This window comes from Corallococcus sicarius (assembly GCF_003611735.1).
Classification (GTDB): domain Bacteria; phylum Myxococcota; class Myxococcia; order Myxococcales; family Myxococcaceae; genus Corallococcus; species Corallococcus sicarius.
On record NZ_RAWG01000059.1, the window covers coordinates 21531 to 41743 of the forward strand.

At 69.5% G+C, this 20213-nt stretch carries 20 protein-coding genes; 5 read left to right on the top strand and 15 right to left on the bottom strand.

Annotated elements, in window-relative coordinates; all coding sequences use genetic code 11:
- The first annotated feature begins 83 nt into the window (after window positions 1-83).
- On the top strand, window positions 84-1664 hold the full coding sequence (locus D7X12_RS12005; RefSeq protein WP_120625410.1) for an acyl-CoA carboxylase subunit beta: 1581 nt from the start codon (window positions 84-86) through the stop codon (window positions 1662-1664).
- 64 nt (window positions 1665-1728) lie between these two features.
- On the opposite strand, the gene D7X12_RS12010 is transcribed toward D7X12_RS12005, so the two are convergent.
- The 7 genes from D7X12_RS12010 to D7X12_RS12040 all read right to left on the bottom strand — a co-directional run bounded on the left by D7X12_RS12010 (window position 1729) and on the right by D7X12_RS12040 (window position 6911).
- Window positions 1729-2124 carry a LysM peptidoglycan-binding domain-containing protein gene (locus D7X12_RS12010; protein ID WP_120625411.1) on the bottom strand — a complete coding sequence of 132 codons (396 nt, stop codon included), beginning with the start codon at window positions 2122-2124 and terminating at the stop codon, window positions 1729-1731.
- Between the two features lie 144 nt (window positions 2125-2268).
- Window positions 2269-3213 (bottom strand): hypothetical protein, encoded by a 945-nt coding sequence (locus D7X12_RS12015; RefSeq protein WP_120625412.1) that lies wholly within the window; start codon window positions 3211-3213, stop codon window positions 2269-2271.
- Between the two features lie 79 nt (window positions 3214-3292).
- Entirely contained in the window at window positions 3293-3682 is a 390-nt protein-coding gene (locus D7X12_RS12020; protein ID WP_120625413.1) for a hypothetical protein, read from the bottom strand.
- Window positions 3683-3809: 127 nt separating this feature from the next.
- On the bottom strand, window positions 3810-4361 hold the full coding sequence (locus tag D7X12_RS12025) for a hypothetical protein (RefSeq protein WP_120625414.1): 552 nt from the start codon (window positions 4359-4361) through the stop codon (window positions 3810-3812).
- Window positions 4362-4451: 90 nt separating this feature from the next.
- Window positions 4452-5246, bottom strand: a complete 795-nt coding sequence (locus D7X12_RS12030; RefSeq protein WP_120625415.1) for a class I SAM-dependent methyltransferase — start codon at window positions 5244-5246, stop codon at window positions 4452-4454.
- A complete protein-coding gene (locus tag D7X12_RS12035) occupies window positions 5236-6012 on the bottom strand; it encodes an SDR family NAD(P)-dependent oxidoreductase (protein ID WP_120625416.1) in 777 nt (258 codons plus the stop codon). Before D7X12_RS12035 ends, D7X12_RS12030 begins: the two co-directional genes overlap by 11 nt.
- A gap of 272 nt (window positions 6013-6284) precedes the next feature.
- Window positions 6285-6911: a TetR/AcrR family transcriptional regulator C-terminal domain-containing protein gene (locus D7X12_RS12040; RefSeq protein WP_120625417.1), complete on the bottom strand. Its 627-nt coding sequence runs from the start codon at window positions 6909-6911 to the stop codon at window positions 6285-6287.
- 90 nt (window positions 6912-7001) lie between these two features.
- Between D7X12_RS12040 and D7X12_RS12045 the strand changes: the two genes are divergently transcribed.
- Window positions 7002-8459 carry an FAD-dependent monooxygenase gene (locus D7X12_RS12045; protein WP_120625418.1) on the top strand — a complete coding sequence of 486 codons (1458 nt, stop codon included), beginning with the start codon at window positions 7002-7004 and terminating at the stop codon, window positions 8457-8459.
- A 289-nt stretch (window positions 8460-8748) separates the two neighbouring features.
- Here the strand turns inward: D7X12_RS12045 and kce are convergent, their stop codons facing one another.
- Genes kce through kamD form a run of 5 tightly spaced genes read right to left on the bottom strand, consistent with a single transcriptional unit; the run spans window position 8749 to window position 12784 of the window.
- Window positions 8749-9576, bottom strand: a complete 828-nt coding sequence (kce, locus tag D7X12_RS12050; protein ID WP_120625419.1) for a 3-keto-5-aminohexanoate cleavage enzyme — start codon at window positions 9574-9576, stop codon at window positions 8749-8751.
- Window positions 9573-9971 carry a 3-aminobutyryl-CoA ammonia lyase gene (kal, locus tag D7X12_RS12055; RefSeq protein WP_199728875.1) on the bottom strand — a complete coding sequence of 133 codons (399 nt, stop codon included), beginning with the start codon at window positions 9969-9971 and terminating at the stop codon, window positions 9573-9575. The genes kce and kal overlap by 4 nt, the downstream gene beginning before the upstream one ends.
- Entirely contained in the window at window positions 9968-10753 is a 786-nt protein-coding gene (kamE, locus tag D7X12_RS12060; protein WP_120612224.1) for a lysine 5,6-aminomutase subunit beta, read from the bottom strand. Before kamE ends, kal begins: the two co-directional genes overlap by 4 nt.
- Before the next feature lie 4 nt (window positions 10754-10757).
- Window positions 10758-11237: a hypothetical protein gene (locus tag D7X12_RS12065; protein WP_120625420.1), complete on the bottom strand. Its 480-nt coding sequence runs from the start codon at window positions 11235-11237 to the stop codon at window positions 10758-10760.
- The gene (gene kamD, locus D7X12_RS12070) at window positions 11234-12784 is read right to left on the bottom strand and encodes a lysine 5,6-aminomutase subunit alpha (RefSeq protein ID WP_120612226.1); all 1551 of its coding nucleotides are present in this window, start codon (window positions 12782-12784) and stop codon (window positions 11234-11236) included. The genes D7X12_RS12065 and kamD overlap by 4 nt, the downstream gene beginning before the upstream one ends.
- A gap of 351 nt (window positions 12785-13135) precedes the next feature.
- On the opposite strand from kamD, the gene D7X12_RS12075 reads away from it, so the two are divergent.
- The 3 genes from D7X12_RS12075 (at window position 13136) to D7X12_RS12085 (ending at window position 17351) form a co-directional block, all read left to right on the top strand.
- A complete protein-coding gene (locus D7X12_RS12075) occupies window positions 13136-14671 on the top strand; it encodes a catalase (RefSeq protein ID WP_120625421.1) in 1536 nt (511 codons plus the stop codon).
- A gap of 93 nt (window positions 14672-14764) precedes the next feature.
- Window positions 14765-15379 carry an ankyrin repeat domain-containing protein gene (locus D7X12_RS12080; RefSeq protein ID WP_120625422.1) on the top strand — a complete coding sequence of 205 codons (615 nt, stop codon included), beginning with the start codon at window positions 14765-14767 and terminating at the stop codon, window positions 15377-15379.
- 196 nt (window positions 15380-15575) lie between these two features.
- Window positions 15576-17351 carry a glycosyl hydrolase family 18 protein gene (locus D7X12_RS12085; protein WP_120625423.1) on the top strand — a complete coding sequence of 592 codons (1776 nt, stop codon included), beginning with the start codon at window positions 15576-15578 and terminating at the stop codon, window positions 17349-17351.
- Here D7X12_RS12085 and kdd read toward each other — a convergent pair.
- From kdd to D7X12_RS12100, 3 genes are all read right to left on the bottom strand, one after another.
- The gene (gene kdd, locus D7X12_RS12090; protein WP_120625424.1) at window positions 17348-18379 is read right to left on the bottom strand and encodes an L-erythro-3,5-diaminohexanoate dehydrogenase; all 1032 of its coding nucleotides are present in this window, start codon (window positions 18377-18379) and stop codon (window positions 17348-17350) included. The two genes, D7X12_RS12085 and kdd, sit on opposite strands and share 4 nt — an antisense overlap.
- A 10-nt stretch (window positions 18380-18389) precedes the next feature.
- Window positions 18390-19397: an alpha/beta hydrolase gene (locus D7X12_RS12095; RefSeq protein ID WP_120625425.1), complete on the bottom strand. Its 1008-nt coding sequence runs from the start codon at window positions 19395-19397 to the stop codon at window positions 18390-18392.
- A gap of 35 nt (window positions 19398-19432) precedes the next feature.
- A partial coding sequence (locus D7X12_RS12100; protein ID WP_244224504.1) for a uracil-DNA glycosylase occupies window positions 19433-20213 on the bottom strand: 781 nt, incomplete at its 5' end.

Sequence of the window (20213 nt, forward strand, 5' to 3'; positions counted from 1 at the left end):
CGCTTCCCGCACTTCTCCTCTTCCTGCCGGGCCCCATCCCTGGTTGGATTGATTCTAGAATCAATCCAGGGAGTGCCGCCGCCATGAAGATGACCGAACGCGTGGAGAAGCTCGCCGAGCAGCGCCAGCGCAACGAGGGCATGGGAGGCCCCGAGCGCATCGAGCGCCAGCACGCCAAGGGGAAGCTCACCGCGCGCGAGCGCCTGAAGCTCCTCTTCGATGAAGGCACCTTCGAGGAGCTGGGGCTGCTCGCCGCGCACCAGGGGAACCTGCCGGAGGAGGAGGACGGCAAGCCCTCCCCCGCCGACGGCGTCATCACCGGCACGGGGGAGATCGACGGCCGTCCGGTGGCCGCCGCGCTCTATGACTTCACCGTGTTCGGGGGCTCCATCGGGGAGATTGGCGAGCGCAAGGTGGCGCGGCTGCGCGACATCGCGCTGAAGAACCGCATCCCCATGGTGTGGCTGGTGGACTCGGCCGGCGCGCGGCTGGATGCGAGCTCCGGCATCGACCCGAGGCGCATCGCGAGCTTCGCGGACACGGGCTACCTCTTCCGCGAGCAGGTGGTGATGAGCGGCGTGATTCCCCAGGTCGCCGCGATGGTGGGCCCCGGCGCCGCCGGCACGGCCTACATCCCCGGCCTCGCGGACTTCCTCCCCATGGTGAAGGGCACCAGCTCGCTCGCCATCGGCGGGCCGTACCTCGTCGAGTCCACCGTGGGCGAGAAGGTCACGGAGGAGGAGCTGGGCGGCGCGAAGGTGCACAATGAAATCTCCGGCGTCGCGGACGCGGAGTACCCGGACGACGCCACCTGCCTCGCCGCCGTGCGCGAGTACCTGGGCTTCTTCCCGTCCCACTGCGAGGACAAGCCGCCGCGCCGTCCCACGAGCGACCCGTTCGACCGCCGCGACGATGAGCTGCTCAAGGTGGTGCCGGAGAGCCCGCGCCAGGCGTTCGACATGCACAAGGTCATCCTGTCGCTGGTGGATGACCGGAAGTTCTTCCCCATGAAGCCGCGCTGGGCGCGCAACCTGATCACCGGCCTGGCGCGCATCGACGGCTACCCGCTGGGCATCGTCGCGAACAACTCCATGTACCTGGGCGGCATCCTGGACGTGAACGCGGCGGACAAGGCGGCGCGCTTCATCAACCTGTGCGACGCCTTCAACATCCCCCTGCTCTTCCTGCAGGACGTGCCCGGCTTCATGGTGGGCACCAAGGTGGAGCAGCAGGGCATCATCCGCCACGGCGCGAAGATGATGTACGCGACCGCCAGCGCCACCGTGCCCAAGTTCACCGTCGTGGTGCGCAAGGGCTACGGCGCGGGCTACTACGTGATGAACGGCCGCGCCTTCGAACCCGACCTGCTCGTCGCGTGGCCGGGCGCGGAGATCGCCGTGATGGGCCCGGAGGGCATGGTGTCCATCGCCGCGCGCAAGGTGCTCCAGGGCGCGGAGAGCCCGGAGGTCGCCGCCGCGATGAAGAAGGAGCTGTCGGACGGGCTGCGCCAGCACATCCGCATCGAGCGCACCGCCGCGATGGCGATGGTGGACGACGTGGTGGATCCGCGCGACACGCGCCGGCTGCTCGCCCGCGCGCTCAAGCGCACCGCGAACAAGCACGTGGAGCGCCCCTACCGCCGCCGGGAGATCTCCCCGGTGTAGTGCTCCGCTTCCGCTGCCGACGGCCTCCCACTGGAGTCACCGTCGGCAGAGGATGTGCTTCCCGCTACGCCTTGTTGACGATGGTCTTCGGCGGCAGCTTGAGCACCTGGCCCACCTTGATGTGGTCCGGGTCCTTGAGCTGGTCCTTGTTGGCCTCGAAGATCTTCGGGTACAGCTTCACGTCGCCGTAGATGTCCTTGGCCAGCTTGCCCAGCGTGTCGCCCGACTTCACGGTGTAGACGCCGTAGGGTTCGGCGTGGGTCACGGTCAGGTTGACCATGACCTCGTCGTTCCACTTCGGGTGCTTCGCCTTGATCTGATCCCACATGCGATCGCGATCGTAGGCGTGGTCCACCGAGCCCTTGATGATGAGCTTGCCGCCCTCCTCACGGGTCTCGACCTTGGCGCCCACGTTCTTCGCCACGTCCAACACGTCCTGGTAGTCGTTCTGCAAGGCCATCACGTCCTCCTGTCGGGTACACGGGGCCACTCGATGCACCGGTGGCCCCGTGAGGCGGGAGACTGTAGGCACCGCGAGCCCCTGGGCCACGGCTCCAGGACGACACGGATGAACGAAGCTCAACATTGCGGGGGCGGCGGCTGTTCAGAGCACCACGCCCGCATCGCCCTCCTTCGCGGGCACCGGGGCTTCTGGGGGCGGCGCGAACGTTCCGTCCGACCGCAGCTCGCGGAGGATCTCCTCGCGGCTCAGGCGCACCGCGCGGATGGTGCCGTCGGGCGACAGCGCGTAGATGCAGTCCTGGTCCGACGCGCCCACGAACAGGCCGCCCAGGACGGGATAGAGCATGACCAGCGCGAGCTCCGTCTCCAACGGGCCCGGGAACAGCACGTGCGCGTGCGCGGAGAAGGCCGGCCGCTCGCCGTCACCATCCGGCGCGATGGACACGGGGATGAGGCCCTGGTGCAGCGGCAGCTCCTGGAGCTTCTGCCGGCCGTCCTTGCTGAAGCGGAAGCGGAAGTCGCCGCCCAGCAGGTAGAGATTCGAGTCGTCGAAGCCCTGGAGCACGTACACGGTGATGCCGTCGTCCTCCTCCACCACCACGGGGTTGAGCTGCTTGCGCCCGTGCACCTGGTAGACGCGCTCGCACGCGGTGCTCACGGCCCGCGCCACGGCCTCCATGCCCTCGGGCAGCGACGCCACCGGGAAGTCCTCCATCTCGCCGGAGAACTCGATGGGCGCGCGGTACGCGTAGGCCGGGACGAAGGTGTCCTCCGGGTTGAAGCGCCCGAAGACGGCGTACCAGGCGTTTCCGCGCGGCACGGTGAAGAACCAGTTCATCCGCGTGCGGTCCAGGTCCGGCCGCTCCAGCAGCAGGTCCGTGGCGCGGATGGCCCCCTGCTCCGAGGCGACGATGTAGCGGGCGCGCTTCTGCACGCGCACCAGCTCCGCATCCGTCACCAGTGCCACCGGCTTCTCCGCCGCGTCCGGCTGCGGGGCCGGAGCCTGCGCCTCCCCTTGCGTCACGCCCGAGTGCGCGCGGCAGCCCAGGGCGAGGACAACGACTGCGACGAGGAGACCGCGGACCATGGAGACTCCCGACGACAGGGGGCCCGGTCAGTCTGCGCTGGCCGGTGCCCCCGCGTCACGTCTCCCTTCACCGCGAACCTCAGGCGCCCTGCTGCGTGGGCGCCAGCGAGGCCTTGATCTTCTCCTTCAGCGCGCGGCGGCGCTCCTTGAACTGCGAGCGCTGGGCCTCGTCCACCTGGCCGTTGCTGGCGGCGCGGGCGGCCTTCATCTCCTCGTGGAGCTGGCGGGCCTCGGCCTTGAAGCCGTCGGCCTGGGCCTGGGTGAGGCGCCCCTCGGCGACCCGCTTGTCCAGCCGCTGCTCCATCCGGCCGAGCTTGTTCCCACCGTGCTTGCCCCGGTGGCCGCGGCCCTCGCACTGGCCGTCCTGGGGCGTGGCTCCGGGCGTCGGGGCCGCCGTCTGGGCGAACACGGGCACGGCGAACAGCAGCGAGGCGACGGCGGTACCGCGAAGAACGGACTTCAGCGACATGATGTGGACTCCAGGTTCGGGTCAGGAGCGCGAAGAGGGCAGCCGTGCAGGCCCGCTCCCGTCGCGCTCTGACACCTGAAACCCCGGAGCCCGCGGAAGGTTAAATCGCGGTCCGGACGGCGTTGGATTACTGGCAGTCCGCCATGTCGTAGGTGAAGTCCAGGCGCGGCGTGTGGCCCGGGTCCTGGTTGATGGCCGCGATGCTCAGCTGGGTGCGGCTCACCGTCTGCGTGCTGCCAATCACCATCTGCGTCAGCTGGTTGCGCGTGGTGGACAGCACCACCTTGCCCGTCGTGCCGGTCGGCTCGATGCGGAAGCAGTTGAGGATGCGCGGGTCCACCGTGGAGCGGTAGCAGCGGGTGTACTGCCCCAGCACCTCGCGCTTCAGGTACGTGCAGCGGCACTCCCACGGATCGTACGCCTCCACCACCGTGGCCGCCTCGTAGCCCGTGGCCGTCTGCACCACTTCCAGGTACGAGCCGTCCTGCGGCTGCGTACAGCGCAGGAACGTGTCGCCCACCGCGCCCTGCTTCACCTCCGCGAGCTGCGGCTCCACGGCGACCTGCGCCCCCGCCTCCACGGCACTCAGCGGATCGCGCGACGACGCGCCTTCACAGCCCAGACCCAGAACGGAAACGCCCGCGAGCAACAGCGCGGAGAGACGGAGGGACAGCTTCATGGGTGACTCCTACAAAGGGGGGATGTCCGGGTGGACCCGGACCCCGCCCCTGTAGGCTTTTTCAGCTCCCGAGCGCAACGCACTTCTGTGTCACGGGCGCAGGGGCGGCTTCACCGCGCGGGTGGCCATGAACGTGGGCAGGAACGTGGAGAGGAGGTCCTTCTCCTCGAACTCGTCCTCGAAGAGGTGGGTGAGCACGAAGCCCGCCTCCAGTTGTCCACCGAGCTGCTCCTCCAGCGAGTGCCCCACGCAGAGGGGCTCGCCCTTGTCGGTGTAGCGGCGGCGCTCCTCGTCGGTGAGGCTGGTGAAGTCCGAGTACGGCATCGTGTACTTGAGCCGCAGCACGCCCTGCTCCTCCTGCGCGGGATCGAAGAGGTAGCGCACGGGGTTGCAGATGCCCGCGAGGAGCACGCCGCCCGGGCGCAGCACGCGGAAGGCCTCGCGCCACACCGGGAGGATCGCGTCCACGAAGCAGTTGGAGCACGGGTGGAAGATGAGGTCGAAGCTCGCGTCGGCGAAGGCGGACAGGTCCTTCATGTCGCCCTCCACGAGCTTCAGCGTCAGGCCCTCGCGCTCCGCGACCTTGCGGTCCTGCCCGAGCTGCGCGGGGGAGTTGTCGAACACGGTGACGCGCGCACCCGCCGCCGCGAACACCGGGCACTGCTGACCGCCCGCGCTCGCCAGGCCCAGCACGTCCTTGCCGGCGAGGTCCCCGAACCACGCGCGGGGCACGGGCTTCGTCGGCGTGAGCACCACGCTCCAGTCACCCTGGCGCGCGGCGGCGATGACCTCCGGGCCCACCGGGACGGTCCAGATGTTGCCGCGCCCTACTTCGCCGTTCCACGCCTCGCGGTTGTACTCCCGCACGTCCAGTTCAGCCTTCATGCAGCACCCTTCCTTCCATGCCCCCCGCCACCGTGACGACCTCTCCCGTCACATGTCCGGAGATGCGGTCCGACGCGAGCGTCACCACCACCCGCGCCACGTCTTCTGGCTGCCCCACCTTGCGCAGCGGCATCGTCCGCGTGACGCGGCCGACGAACTTCGGGTCATCCAGCTTGTCGCGGTGGCGGTCCACCGCCGTCCAGCCCGGGCACACCACGTTGACGCGGCCCAGGGGCGCGATGCGGTGCAGCTCGTTCTTCAGGCTCTTGACGAAGCCGCTGGTGAGCGCGCCCTTCGCCGCCGCGTAGTCGGTGTGGCCCGCTTCGCCGAAGAGGCCCGCCGTGGAGCTGATGATGACGATGTTGCCCGTGCCGGTGGTGGCCACGTGGCGCAGGAACGCGCGGCAGCTCAGGAACACGCTGTCCAGGTTCTCCGCCAGCGTGCGGCGCCAGCGCTCAAGCGACATCTGCCACACCGGCTCATCCGGCGCCGGCCACACGCCCGTGTTGCACACCAGCACGTCCAGCCGGCCCAGGTCCTTCACCGCCGCGGGCACGAGCGCGTCCACGTCCGCCTCCACCGTGAGGTCCGCGCGCACGGACGTGCCGCCCACCTCGCGCGCGAGCGCCGCCGCCTTCTCCTGGCTGCGGTGGTAGTGCACCGCCACCTTCGCGCCCTCGCCCGCGAACGCCCGCACCAGCGCCGAGCCGATGCCACCCGCGCCCCCCGTCACCAGCACACCCTTGCCCAGCAGTTCCGTATCCATCGCCGAGGACTCCTCGTGGTCTCCCGTCAGGCCGGGAGGAATGCGCGGCATGATGCCCGAGCCACCCCGGGCGGACAGCCGGGATGACGGGCCTGTGTGTCGGAGGAGCGCTGCGTGCCGGGCAGCGTGACGAAAAGGGCGCGGGGTTCCTGACGGCGTGCCGCAAATTCGAGGACCGCCAGGGGCGAGTACCGGGCACGAGCGGTCACCACGGTCTGGTGCTTCGCAGCGGACAGGTGCGCGTCCTGGCGGGGAGCAGCGCCCCTGATCCGCTACCTCGCGGGCAGCCGGGCGCGAATCCCCGCGACGAGCAGCTCCAGGCCGAAGGCGAAGCGGCGGTCGAAGTCACGGTCGAGGATGGCCTCCACCGCGCCGGCCGCATGCGGATAGCGGGCCCGGGCCAGCTCGCGCAGGGCCCCTGCCCGCTCCGCCGTCACCTCGCCCTGCGCGGTGAAGCCCTGCTCCTCGATGGTGAAGCCCAGCACGTAGTCGAGCACGGTGAAGGCCGCCCAGCTCGCCTCCTGGGGCTTGAGCCCCGCCCGGCCCAGCGCGCCGATGACGGTGTCGCTGACGCGCAGCGTGTGCTCGGACACGACGAAGGTGCCGGCGTAGACGCGGGCGCCATCGCGGTGCTGGAGGAACGCGCGCCGCAGGTCCTCCGCCACGGTGCGCACCACCGGCTCCCACGGTGAGTCCGCCGTCAGCGTCCGCGCCACGTCCTGGACCAGCGTGTCCGCCATCGCGTCCAGCAGGGCCTGCTTGCCCGGGAAGTGCCAGTACAGCGACGGCGCCTGGATGGAGAGCGCCTTCGCCAGCACGCGCATCGTCAGCCCCTCCAGGCCCGCCTCATCCAGCAGCGCCCACGCCGCTGCCACGACCTGCTCCCGCTGGATTCGCATGCCCCGGTCCACCCTCGCTGACTTGACAAACTAACACCGTTAGTCGATCCCTAACAACGTTAGTTTGAGCCTTCGGGCAGGAGGTCGGTCATGGCGGAAGTCCTCGATGTGGCGGTGGTGGGAGGTGGCCCTACCGGGCTGTGGCTCGCCTGCGAGCTGGCGCTGGCGGGGGTGCGGGTCCAGGTGTTCGAGCGGCGCGCGGAGCCGGTGCGCGAGTCGCGGGCGCTGACGCTGCATCCGCGTTCGCTGGAGGTGCTGGCGCTGCGCGGACTGGAGGGGCTGTTCCTGGCGCAGGGCCGGCCGCTGCCCACGGGGCACTTCGCGATGTTGGACACGCGGCTGGACTTCAGCGTGCTGGACACGCGCTTCCCCTACACGCTGTTCCTGCCGCAAGCCGTGACGGAGGCGCTGCTGGAGGCGCGGGCCCGGGAGCTGGGCGTGGACGTGCTGCGCGGCCACACCGTGGAGGCGCTGCGCCAGGACGGCGAAGGCGTGGAGCTGGAGGGCACGTCGGTCGGGGGCCCATTCCAGGTCCGTGCGCGCTTCGTGGTGGGAGCGGACGGGGCTCGGAGCGCGGTGCGGAGGCTCGCGGGCATCGCCTTCCCGGGAACGGACGTGACACGCACGGCGATGCTGGGGGACGTGACGCTCGGTGAGCCGCCGTCACAGCCGGCCATCGGCATCGCGAACACCCGGGGCGGCGTGATGGTGGTGCCGATGGCGCCGGGCGTCCATCGCATCGTCATCAACGATCCGCTCCGTGAGCCCGTGTCAGTCCGCGAGCCCGTCACGCTGGAGGAACTGCGGGAGAGCGCCACGCGCATCGCGGGCACGGACTTCGGCATGAAGGCCCCCCGGTGGTTGTCCCGCTTCGGCAACGAGACGCGGCTCGCGGACCGCTACCGCGAGGGCCGCGTGCTGCTCGCGGGAGATGCCGCGCACATCCACTTCCCGGCGGGAGGCCAGGGGCTCAACGTCGGACTGCAGGACGCGATGAACCTGGGCTGGAAGCTCGCGGCGGTGGTGAAGGACGGCGCACCGGAGGCGTTGCTGGACAGCTACATGCGCGAGCGCCGACCCGTGGGTGATGCGCTCCTGCGCAACACGCAGGCGCAGACCGCGCTCATGGGCGCCACGCCGGAGACGCTCGCCCTGCGCGCGATGATGAGCGACCTGCTGCGCGAGCCTGCGCTCAACCGGAGGTTCGCGGATACCATCGGGGCGCTCGACGTGGACTACGCGGCGCTGGAGCTCCCCCCGCCCCAGGTGGACACGCCGCTCCTGCCCGCATGGAGCGGACGCAGGCTGAGTGACCTGGACCTCGCGCAGGACGGAGGCGCGGACGTGAAGCTCTACGCGGCGCTGCATCCGGGCCGGTGGCTGCTGCTGGGCTTCGGCTCCAGCCCCCTGCCCCACTGGGAGCCAGGATGGCCGCCGCGCGTGACTCACCTCCGCACGCGAGGGCCCGTGGGACGCGCCGAATTCCAGGACGTCGGCGGGATGCTGGTCCGGCCCGACGGGCACGTGGGCTGGGCCTGGGCCGCCTGATGCGCCCGTGAGACTCAGGGCCCGGGAGGCCCATTGCCTGGGCACCGCGTCCTTCGGGCCCGGGCACCACGTTCAACTCAGCCGAGGCGCTGCAACTGCCGGGCCTGGGGGCGCATGGGCCCGCAGTGCCCTCCGCGCCTGGGCACCGCGTCCTTCCAGCCCCGGTGCAAGTGCCGCTGGGCCTGCGGGCTCGGGCACCGCGTTCCACTCAGCCCAGGCGCAGCAACTGCCAGGCTTGCGCGGGCTCACGGGCCCGGGGCGTCCTCCGCACCCGGGCACCGCGCTCCACTCAGCCCAGGCGCAACAGCTGCCGGGCCTGCTCGGGCGTCGCGGGTTCGCGGCCGTTCGCACGGGCGCGCTTCGCGGCCTCGGCCACCAGCTCGTGGTTGCCCTTCGCGAGCACGCCCTTGGACAGGTAGATGTTGTCCTCCAGGCCCACGCGCGCGTTGCCGCCGCGCTTCGCGGCCTCGTCCACGTACGGGAGCTGGTGACGCCCCACGCCCGCCACCGTCCACGTGCAGCCCTCCGGCAGCGAGGCGATCATCAAGTCCAGCACCTCCGGCCGCGGCTGCAGCGTGCCCGGCACGCCCAGCACGAAGTCGAAGTGCGCCGGCAGCTCCACCAGGCCCTCCTTCGCCAGGTAGCGCGCCTCGTCGATCATCCCCACGTCGAAGCACTCCAGCTCCGGCCGCAAGCCAATCCCGCGGATGCGCTTCGCGATGTCACGCACCAGCGGCCTCGGGTTCCAGAACACCTCTTCCCCGAAGTTCACCGTGCCCGTCGTCAGCGTGGCCATGTCCGGCCGGTCCGCGCCGGTCAGCGTGAGCGCGCCGCAGCGCTCGTCCACGTCCATGCCCACCGCGCCGCCCGTGGACGTCTGGATGAGCACGTCGGTGCGCTTGCGGATGGCGCGGATCGCCGCGCGGAACAGCTCCGCGTCCTGGGACGGCTTGCCGTCCGCCGTGCGCACGTGCAGGTGCACCATCGCCGCGCCGGCCTCGCGGCACTTCGCAGCGTCCTCCGCGATCTCCTCCGCGGTGATGGGCAGGTACGGCGTCTGTTCGCGCGTCGTCTCCGCGCCCACCATCGCCGCGGTGATCAGCATGGGCTTGCTCATTTCTGCCCCCGCTGCTTGTCCTTCGGAACCACGCAGGTGCCCGTCGCGCGGCACACGACGATGGCCTCCGGCAGCACGTCCGCCGCGGAGTCGTTCACGTCCGGCCTGGGACGGATGACCTTGCGCGCCTCGAAGCGCATCTTCCGCGACGAGTTGCCCATGCTGACGATCTCACCCTCCGCTTCGATGAAGTCGCCCGCGTACACCGGCGCCAGGAACTCCACCGCGTCATAGGCGCGGAACAGCCCCTCGTCGCCGTCCGAGCGGATGCACAGCTCCGTGGCCACGTCGCCGAACAGGCCGAGCATCCGCGCCCCGTCCACCAGGTTGCCGCCGTAGTGCGCGTCATGGCTGCCCATGCGCAACCGCAGTACCGCCTTCACGCCCGTGCTCACGTGGGTTCCCCCTGGTAGTGGGAGTCCTGGGACTCCTTGCCCTCTTTCTTCAACACCGCGTGCACGATGTAGTTCGCCACGTCGGACGGCTTGGTGCCCGCCCCGAAGCCCGCGTCGAAGCCCAGCTCCAGCGCCAGCTTGTGGTCCACGCGCGGCCCGCCCAGGAGCAGCAGCGTCTTGCCGTGGATGCCCGCGGCCTTCGCCGCGTCGATGAACTGACGCGAGTTGTCCTTGTGCACGTCGCGCTGCGTGACGACCTGGGACACCAGGATGGCGTCCGCGTGCTTCGCCATGGAGCGTTTGATGAGGTCCTCGTTCGGCACCTGGCTGCCCAGGTTGAACGCCTCGAAGCCCGGGTAGCGCTCCAGGCCGTAGTCGCCCGCGTACCCCTTCATGTTCAGGATGGCGTCGATGCCCACCGTGTGCGTGTCCGTGCCGGTGCACGCACCGAAGACGACGATGCGACGGCCCACCTTCTCCTTGATGAGCGCGTTGAGGTCGTTGAACCCCATCTTGCGCACCACGACTTCCGGGACGTCGATCTCCGCGTAGTCCAGCGACACGGCGGAGCGCGCGTAGACGACGAAGAACGTGTACTGGTCCGCGGCCCGCTCGGCGGCCGCCACCTTCACGTCGGTGAAGCCCATCTTCTTCGTGAACTGGGCGGCGGCCTCCTTCGCCTTCTCCGACAGCGGCACCGGCAGCGTGAACGACAGCTGCACCATGCCGTCGTCGCGCCGGTCACCGTAGGGGCGGATGATCTGCTTGCTCGGCTTCACCATCGGCTCACTTCCCCTTGGGCGGGGTGAACGTCACGCTGGTGCCGACCTTCTCGGCCACCGACGCGAAACGGTCCTTCTTGCCCTGCTCCATGTAGAAGACCACCGACCACGTCGTCTTCCCGTTGCAGCCCACGTACGTCACCGTGTCCACGTTGCCGCTGCCGTCCGGCGCCGCGTCCGTGTCCGCCTTCCAGGCCGCCGGCTGACCGCCCACCTTCACCATCGTCCAGCTGGTGCCGCCGATGCTCGCGAGGATCTTCTGGCGACAGACCTCCGCCTTCATCCCGGCGGTCTGCACCGCGCCCACGTCCACCAGGAAGTACGCGTCACCGGAAGGCGCCAGGAACTTCTCCGTGCCTTCGTTGGACGAGCGCGTCCAAGCGGCCGGGGCCTTCAGCGACACGTTCTTCACCGACACGTTCGTCAGCGCATCCGCGGAGCCGCCCGCGGCCAACACCACAGTCAGGAAGGTACCCAGCATCATGACGCCTCCAGCATTTCAAGGAACGGGTTGAAGTAATCCGGAGCCTTCGGCACCACGCCGTCCAGGCCCTTGCCACCGGTCTCCTCGCGCTTGACGTCGCCGAAGCGGCCCTTGCCGATGGCGGCCACCATGCCCTCGGCATGGCACTCGCGCAGCAGCTGCTCCGCATTGGCGAACACCTCTCGCGCCCGGTTGGCGATCTTCCCGTCCTCGCGGACGGTGAACTCCTCGTCGATGCCGCGCGCCGCGCGGTGGATGTACGACGCGGACTTGAGCGCCACGTACCGGTCCGCGAGCAGCGGCGTGTGCATGGCCTCCGTCATCATCCCCAACAGCTGGATGCCCTGCCGCGTCCAGATGGCCACCAGGTCCGCCATCACGTCGTACGCGTGGCTGAAGAAGATGTCCGTCTCCTTGTGCTTGGTGGGCGGCATGTACTTGAGCGGCGCGTCCGGGAAGCAGCGGCGCACCAGCATCGCCTGCGACAGCTCCAGGAGCAGCGTGTCGTCGCGGTACGGATCAATCTCGTACGAGTGCCCGATGCCCAGCTGCCAGTCCTTGAGCCCCGCGCGCTTGGCGAAGCACTCGTTGATGAACTGGCTGGCGATGACGGTGTGGGCCGCGTCGTAGGCGTCCGCGGTGGTGATGTAGTTGTCCTCGCCGGTGTTGATGATGATGCCGGCCAGGGCGCAGATGCGGCGGCTGAAGTACTGGTCGATGAACGTCCGCCGCATGTTGATGTCGCGGAAGAGGATCCCGTACATCGCGTCGTTGAGCAGCATGTCCAGCCGCTCGTACGCCGCGCAGAAGGCGATCTCCGACATGCACAGGCCGGACGAGTAGTTGGTGAGCTGGATGTAGCGCTTGAGCTTGCGGCTCTCGTCGTCCAGGGCCTCGCGCATCACGCGGAAGTTCTCCTGGGTGGCGTAGGTGCCGCCGTAGCCCTCCGTCGTCGCGCCGTGGGGCACGTAGTCCAAGAGCGACTGCGCCGTGGAGCGGATGACCGCGATGACGTCCGCGCCCGCCTGCGCCGCGGCCCGGGCCTGGTCCACGTCGTCGTAGATGTTGCCCGTGGCGACGATGACGTACTTGTGCGGCGCGGGGGACATGGGGAACTGCTCACGGAGCGCGTTGCGCTGCGCGATGCGCGCCTTGAGCTCCGCCATCGCCGCGCGGGCCTCCGAGCGCACCTCGTCGCGCAGGTTGGCCTCCATCTCCGGCGACAGCACGCCCATCTTGTCCGCGGGCAGCGCGGTGAGGCGCTCCACCGCTTCCAGCGGGCTCCTGGCGCCCAGCTGCAACGCCCGGCCATACCAGTACGCGGCGCCCCGGTTGAGCACCCCGGCGGCCTTCAGCTTGTCCACCATGAGGTTGGCGAGCGGTACGCCGCGCGCCCCCGCATCGGAGAGACCGAAGAAGCGCAGCACGGTGCGCTCATTGGAGACGGTGGTGTTGTGTTGGATGAGGTCGAAGATCGGGTTGACGATCTCGTCCGCCAGCTTCCGCGCCTCGGCAATCCGCGCGTCATCGATAAACGGGCCTGACATGCGCGCACCCTACCCGAGCCCCGGCCCGATGCGCTCAAGAACGCAGGCGCCCACCCTCCCGGAAGTGATGCCGCACCGCGCCGATTGAATGGCGCGAAGTAGAGACACCTCGCGGCCTCCGTCCTCCGCCTCCACGCCTCCGAGGGAATGACAGCGGCACACCGAATTTTCGGTGCGGCCCTGGCACCGATGGAGCGGTGACACCCACCACCGCAATCCCGGTGAATCCACCGATATACCGGTGATGACTGGGAGGCAATGACTCCAAGTTATTGATTTTACTGACTCCACCCGGGCGGCACGGGACGTGCTTTGTATGAGGCCGCATTCCCCGAAACCCAGGAGTTCCCCTTGATGCGTCGCTCCCTGTTCCTCGCGGTCCTGCTGTCCGGCGCACCGGCCCTGGCGGCTGGCAACCCTCCCCCCATCACCACGGATTCCGGCGCGCCGCTGGGCACCAACCAGAGTTCGAAGACGGCCGGGCCCCGCGGCGGCATCCTGCTGGAGGACTTCGCCCTCATTGAGAAGCTGGCGCGCTTCGACCGTGAGCGCATCCCGGAGCGCGTGGTGCATGCACGCGGCGTGGGCGCCTATGGCTCCTTCGAGAGCTACGGCGACTTCTCGCAGCTGACGCGCGCGTCGGTCTTCTCCCAGAAGGGCAAGAAGACGCCGATGTTCGTGCGCTTCTCCACGGTCATCCACCCCAGCGGCTCGCCGGAGACGCTGCGCGATCCCCGCGGCTTCGCGCTGAAGTTCTACACGGACCAGGGCAACTGGGACCTGGTCGGCAACAACCTGCCCATCTTCTTCATCCGCGACGCCATCAAGTTCCCGGACATGGTGCACTCGCTCAAGCCGTCGCCTGTCACCAACCGGCAGGACCCGAACCGCTTCTTCGACTTCTTCAGCCACCAGCCCGAGTCCACGCACATGCTCACGCAGGTCTACTCGGACCTGGGCATCCCGGCGAACTACCGCCAGATGGATGGCAACGGCGTGCACGCCTACAAGTTCGTCAACGCCAAGGGCGAGGTGAAGTACGTCAAGTTCAACTGGAAGTCGCAGCAGGGCGTGAAGGGCCTCACCGCGGAAGAAGCGACGAAGGTGGGCGGCCAGGACTTCCAGCACGCGACGCACGACCTCTACACGAACATCCAGCAGGGCAAGTTCCCCTCGTGGGAGCTGAGCGTGCAGGTGTTGGACCCCAAGGACCTGGACGGCTTCTCGTTCGATCCGCTGGACGCGACCAAGGAGTGGCCCAAGGACAAGCTGCCCCCGGTGAAGCTGGGCAAGTTCACGCTCAACAAGATGCCGGACAACTTCTTCGAGGAGACCGAGCAGGCCGCCTTCTCCCCGGGCGTGGTGCCGCCGGGCATCGAGCCGTCCGAGGACCGGCTGCTGCAGGGCCGCCTCTTCTCCTACGCGGACACGCAGCGCTACCGCGTGGGCGCCAACTACCTGTCGCTGCCGGTGAACCACGCGCGCGCGGCGGTGAACAACAACAGCCAGGCGGGCGCGATGAACACGTCCAACACGAAGTCGGACGTGAACTACGAGCCCAGCATCACGAAGGAGACGAAGGACACGCCCGAGGCGCTCCTGTCCCAGGCTCCCCTCGCGGGCACCACGCAGCAGCGGGCCATCGAGAAGACGGACAACTTCACGCAGGCCGGCGCCTTCTACGCGGCGCTCGACGCGGGCGGCAAGGAGCGGCTGATCCAGAACCTGGCCGGCGACCTGGGCCAGGTGCGTGACGCGAAGGTGAAGGCGCGCCTCGTCGGCTTCTTCTACACGGCCCACGCGGACTACGGCACGCGGCTGGCCAAGGCCGTGAACGTGAAGCTCGACGACGCGAAGGCCGCCATGGCCCCGCTCGCCGCGCGCTAGTCCGACCGTCACCGCTGCTTCGCTTCTTCCAACGCCACACAAGGCCCCCGTCCTCGCCCACGCGAGGCGGGGGCCCCCTGGAGACACGCCCTCATGGTTCGCAAGCTGCTGCTCGGTTCGTTGGGTCTGCTGATGCTCGTCTGTGCGCTGCTGACCGCCGCATGGATGTCGCTGCGCGCCCCCGCGCCTTCCGGACGGCTGCTCGCCACCAGCGACGCGGAGCGCTACCTGCTGGCCGCCGCGCGCGAGGGCGAGACGGACATCGTCACCGGGCTGCTCAAGGCCGGCACGCCGGTGGAGGCGCGTGACGCCCGCGGCTTCTCCCCCCTCATCCTCGCCGCCTACCATGGCCATACGCAGACGGTGGAGGCGCTCATCGCCGCCGGGGCCGACGCGTGCGCCGGCGACAACCGCGGCAACACCGCCCTCATGGGCGCCGCCTTCAAGGGCTACGCGGACGTCGTGAAGGTGCTGAACGCCCAGCCCTGCGCGGTGGACCAGACCAACCGCCTGGGTCAGACGGCCCTGATGTTCGCGGTCCTCTTCGGCCGTGACGAGGTCGCCAACGAGCTGCGCCACCAGGGCGCCTCCCCCGCGCTGCGTGACGCAAGCGGCCGCTCCGCGGAGGACTGGGCCCGGACCCAGACACCCACCGCCCCGGTGGCCCCGGCCACCTCCGTGGAGGCCCCGACCGCCCAGGTCCGTTGACCACGCCGCATGCCGGCACGCTCCCCTGGCGGCCTTGCGACTCATCAGGGTCCTGACTGACTTGAGATGGCACATTAGTCTGATTAATAGCCAAATCCAATGGCATGCGAAATTGCCACCGTCTCCCATTGAGCATTGACTCACACATGGGGTCTGACCCCATATCGCCCCGGGCCATCACAAGGGGGGCCCTGGGATGAACAACCATCGAGCGGTGCCGGTGCGGTTGTGGGTGGGATTGACGCTGGTGGTGATGCTGGGTGGCTGTGACTTTGGACTCGGAGGGGGGCCGGATGAACCGGAGGAAGGCCCGCCCGAGGCTCCGAAGCAGGTCGTCGCGCAGCCCGCGGATGCCTCCGCGCTGGTGACGTGGACCGTGCCCCCCAAGGATGGCGGCAGCCCGCTGCTGTACTACGTGGTCCGCTGCGTGCCCGAGTGTGGCGGCGCCCTGGTGACGGCGCCCGATACGCAGGCGATGATCCGGGGGCTCAACAACGGCATCACCTACGTGTTCAAGGTCGCGGCGGTGAACGCGATGGGCGAGGGGGAGTCCTCCGTGGAGACGGAGCTCGTGACGCCGCAGGCGGGCATGAGCATCCCGAACCCCACGGTGCCAGGGCAGCCGCGCTCCGTGGTCCCCACGGCGGGCAATGGCCAGGCGTACGTGAGCTGGCTGGCACCGGCGAGCTTCGGCGGCCGGCCGTTGTCGTACTTCAAGGTGATGGCGGAGCCGGGCGGCGCGACGGTGAAGGTGGATGCGCCGGTTTCAGGCGCGCTCATCCCGGGGCTCACCAACGGCACCGCGTACCGCTTCAGCGTCTGCGCGGCCAACGAGCTGGGTGAGGGCCCCTGCGTGCGCACCTCCACGCCGGTGAAGCCGCGCGCCGGCGGGGCCCCGACGGACTGGGTGATGGGCTACTGGGTGGGCTACCAGAAGGACCTGTACCCGGTGGACTCGGTGGACATGTCGCTGCTCACGCACGTGGTGGTGGGCCGCATCCGTCCGCGCATCGACGGCACGCTCTACACCGACTTCGACGTCTCCGCGCACGAAGGGCCCATCCTGGCGAAGAAGCTGGCGCAGCGGGCGCACAAGGAAGGCAAGAAGGCGCTGCTGATGCTGGGCGGCATGGGCGAGTACAAGAACTTCAAGGCCGCGACGGAGACGATGGAGAAGCGCCGCAGCCTGGTGCGGAACATCCTCACCGTCATGCGCGAGCTGGAGTTCGACGGCGTGGATGTGGACTGGGAACCCATCCTCCTGCCGGGCGACGCCCCCCCACTGCTGGCGCTGCTGGACGACCTGCGCGCCGCGGACGAGAAGATCATCATCACGGTGCCCGTGGGCTGGGTGAACTCCAACTTCCCACTGCCCAAGGTGGAGGCGGACTTCCACAAGGAACTCGCGGCCCGCGTCGACCAGATGAACATCATGTCCTACAAGATGAGCGGCCACTGGGGAGGGTGGTACAGCTGGCACTCCAGCGCGCTGCTCGGCGAGGGCGGCCACCACCCAAGCTCCGTCTCCAGTTCGGTGAAGGCCTTCGTCGACGCGGGCGTGCCCCCGCAGCGCATCGGCGTGGGCATCGGCTTCTTCGGCACCTGCTGGAAGGGCGTCACGGAGCCGCGCACGCCGCTGGACGGACGGGAGGGCGTGGTGGAGGAGAACAGCGACAACGCGATGAGCTACTTCAACATCCAGACGTACTACCACTCTACGGCGACCTACCACTGGGACGAGGAGGCGCGGGTGCCCTACCTCAGCTCCTCCTCGGCCTACGGCCCCCAGTTGTGCAACTACATCTCCTACGAGGACATCCCGTCCGTCACGGAGAAGGGGCGCTGGGCGCGCGAGCAGGGCCTGGGCGGCGGCATCATCTGGACCATCAACCAGGGCCACTTCCCGAAGGCCCCGGAGGGCCAGAAGGATCCGCTGATGCAGGCCGTGCACACGGCCTTCCTCAAGCCCTAGACGTAGCGCGCTTCGAACAGCTGGCGCAGCGACGGTTCGGTGCGCAGCAGGTCCAGCGTGAGGGCGGCGTGGCCGGGCACGTACCCATTGCCCACGAGCATGGTGACGTCCTTGCCCACGCCCTCCGCGCCCAGGGCCGCCGTGGTGAAGCTGGTGGCCATGGAGAAGAAGATGACGGTGCCGCCGTCCTTCACGGACAGCAGGGACGCCATCTCCGTGTTGCCCACGCTGGCGCAGTTGACGACCAGGTCGCAGAGCTGACCGCCCGTCGCGCGCTGCACCGCCTCCATCACGTCCACGCCCTGGGTGGCGTCCACCTTCAGCGCCTCGTCACACAGGCCGATGGCGGACAGCGCGTCCAGCGCCTTCTGGGAGATGTCCATCGCGAGCAGCTTGCCGCGGCTCTCCAGGCTGCGCCGCGCCTGGGCAAGGCACAGCGCGCCGCTCTTGCCCGCGCCCAGCACCGCCACCGTCATGCCCGGACGCACGTAGCGCGCCACCAGCGCGGGCGCGCCGCACACGTCCAGCGCCGCGAGCGCCAGCGTGTCCGGCATGTCCTCCGGCAGCTTCGCGTAGATGCCGCTCGCGAAGAGCAGCGCGTGGCCGCGGATGTCCACCCGGTCGATGTCCGCGTGCACCGCCTTCACCTCTTCGATGACGAGCGGCGTGAGCGTCAGGCTCACCAGCGTGGCGATGCGGTCGCCCTTCTTCAGCACGCCGTTGGCGGGGTGCTTCGCGCCCAATTCCTTCACGCGGCCAATCAGCATGCCGCCGGAGCCGGTGACGGGGTTCTGCATCTTGCCGCGCTCGAGGACGATGTCCTGGATGCGCCGGGCGATGCGGGCCGGGTCGCCGCCCACGTCGTCCTTGATCTGCTTGAACGACGCGGCGTCGATGTTGAGGCTCTCCACGTCGATGAGCAGCTCCTCCTCGCGGCACGGCAGCGAGGGGTCCAGCTTGCGGGCGCGCTGCGGCAGCACGCCCTTCTCACCCACGACGCGCGACAGCCCGTACGAATCAGTCCCCATGACGTCCCCTTCAGTCCTGCGACAGGCGCGGCACCAGCACCGCCAGCGAGCGCTCGAAACGGTACGACACACCGGAGTGGCCGTCCTCGAACTCCTCGTGCACCACGTCCACGCCCGCGGCCTTCAGGTCGTCGGCCACCATGCGCGTGCCCCAGCGCAGGTTGAACTCGTCGCGCGTGCCACAGTCGAGGAACACCGTCTTCAGCTTGCGGAAGCTGTCCAGGAACTTGGGCACGAAGCGCACCGGATCATGCACGAGCCACCGGTTCCACACGTCCAGCCGCATCTTCGCGTTCTGCTGATCGAAGGGCAGCTCCAGATTGAGCGGCTCGCCCTTCTTCGGCGAGTACGCGGCCGCCATGGCGAGGATGTTGACGACGGGGAAGTCGTCGCCGCGCAGCTTGGTCTCCTGCGCGCGCATGCGCATCTCCGTCACCCACGCCTCCACGCCGCCGGCCTTGAGCAGCGCGGTGGCCGCCTTGGGCAGGTCGGGCAGGTAGGAGTACTCGAAGTAGGAGTCCGGCGCGTGCGCGCCCACCAGCGAGAACAGCTCCGGGTGGTAGCGGCCCATCACCAGCGCGCCGTAGCCGCCGGAGCTGTGGCCCACCACCGCGCGCGAGGCCGCCTTGGGCAGCGTGCGCCAGGTCTTGTCCACGAAGCCGACGATGTCCTTGGCCAGGTAGTCGCGGTAGCGCCCGATGGCGTCGCTGTTCACCCACTGGCTGCCGCCCAGCTTCGTCCACGCGTCCGGGAAGACGCCGATGAAGGGCGGAATGGCGCCCTTCTGGATGAGGGCGTCCAGGCGGTCCGGCACCGACGGGGCGAAGCCGGACGCGTTCGTCCAGGAGGCGCCGCCGCTGCCGAAGGCGTGCAGGAAGTAGACGACCGGGTAGCGCTGGGTGCCCTCGCCGTAGCCCGGCGGCAGGTACACGGTGAGCCGGCGACGGGCCGGATCCCCCAGCGGATTGTTCTCCAGCGCGGGCGACTGCACTTCGCGCGTCTCGAGCACTCCCTTCATCGTGGCTCCCCTCCTTCGCGGTGCTCCCAGCGAATCTAAGCGCTGGAGCCCGGCTGCTTGCCGAACAGCTTCATCACCTGTTGCAGGTCCTCCCACGCCTTGCGCTTCTCCGCGTTGTTGCGCAGCAGATAGGCGGGGTGGAAGGTGGGCATGAGCTGGATGCCCTCGTATTCGCGCCACGTGCCCCGCATCTTCGTGATGGGGGTGGTGTCACGCAGCAGCGTCTGCGCCGCGAACTTGCCCAGCGCGACGATGGCCCGGGGCTGGAGCGCGAGCAGCTGCGAGCGCAGGAACGGCTCGCACGCGGCGATCTCGTCCGGCTCCGGGTTGCGGTTGCCCGGCGGGCGGCACTTCACGACGTTGCAGATGTAGACATCGTTCCGGCTGAAGCCCATCGCGGCGATCATCTTCGTGAGCAGGTCTCCCGCGGGGCCCACGAAGGGCACGCCCTGGATGTCCTCGTTCTCACCGGGGCCCTCGCCCACGAACACCAGCTCCGCGCGCGGGTTGCCGGAGCCGAACACGATGTTCTTGCGGCCCGTGCACAGCTTGCAGCGCCGGCAGTCGCCCAGCTCGCGGCGGATCTGATCCAGCGTGGGCCGCTCGCCCTCCACCACGCCCGGCAGCGCGCCGTTGTAGCGGGGCGTCGTGCGGGGCACGTCCACGAGCATCCCCGGGGCCGCAGGGGCCGCGCGCGGGGCGGCCGGCGGTGTGGTCGGTGCGGCGGTGGCGACCATCACCGGGCGCGCAGGCGGCGCGGCCGGGGTCCCCGACGCCAGCGGACGGGAGGCGGCCAGCGGGGCGCGGGGTGCGGCG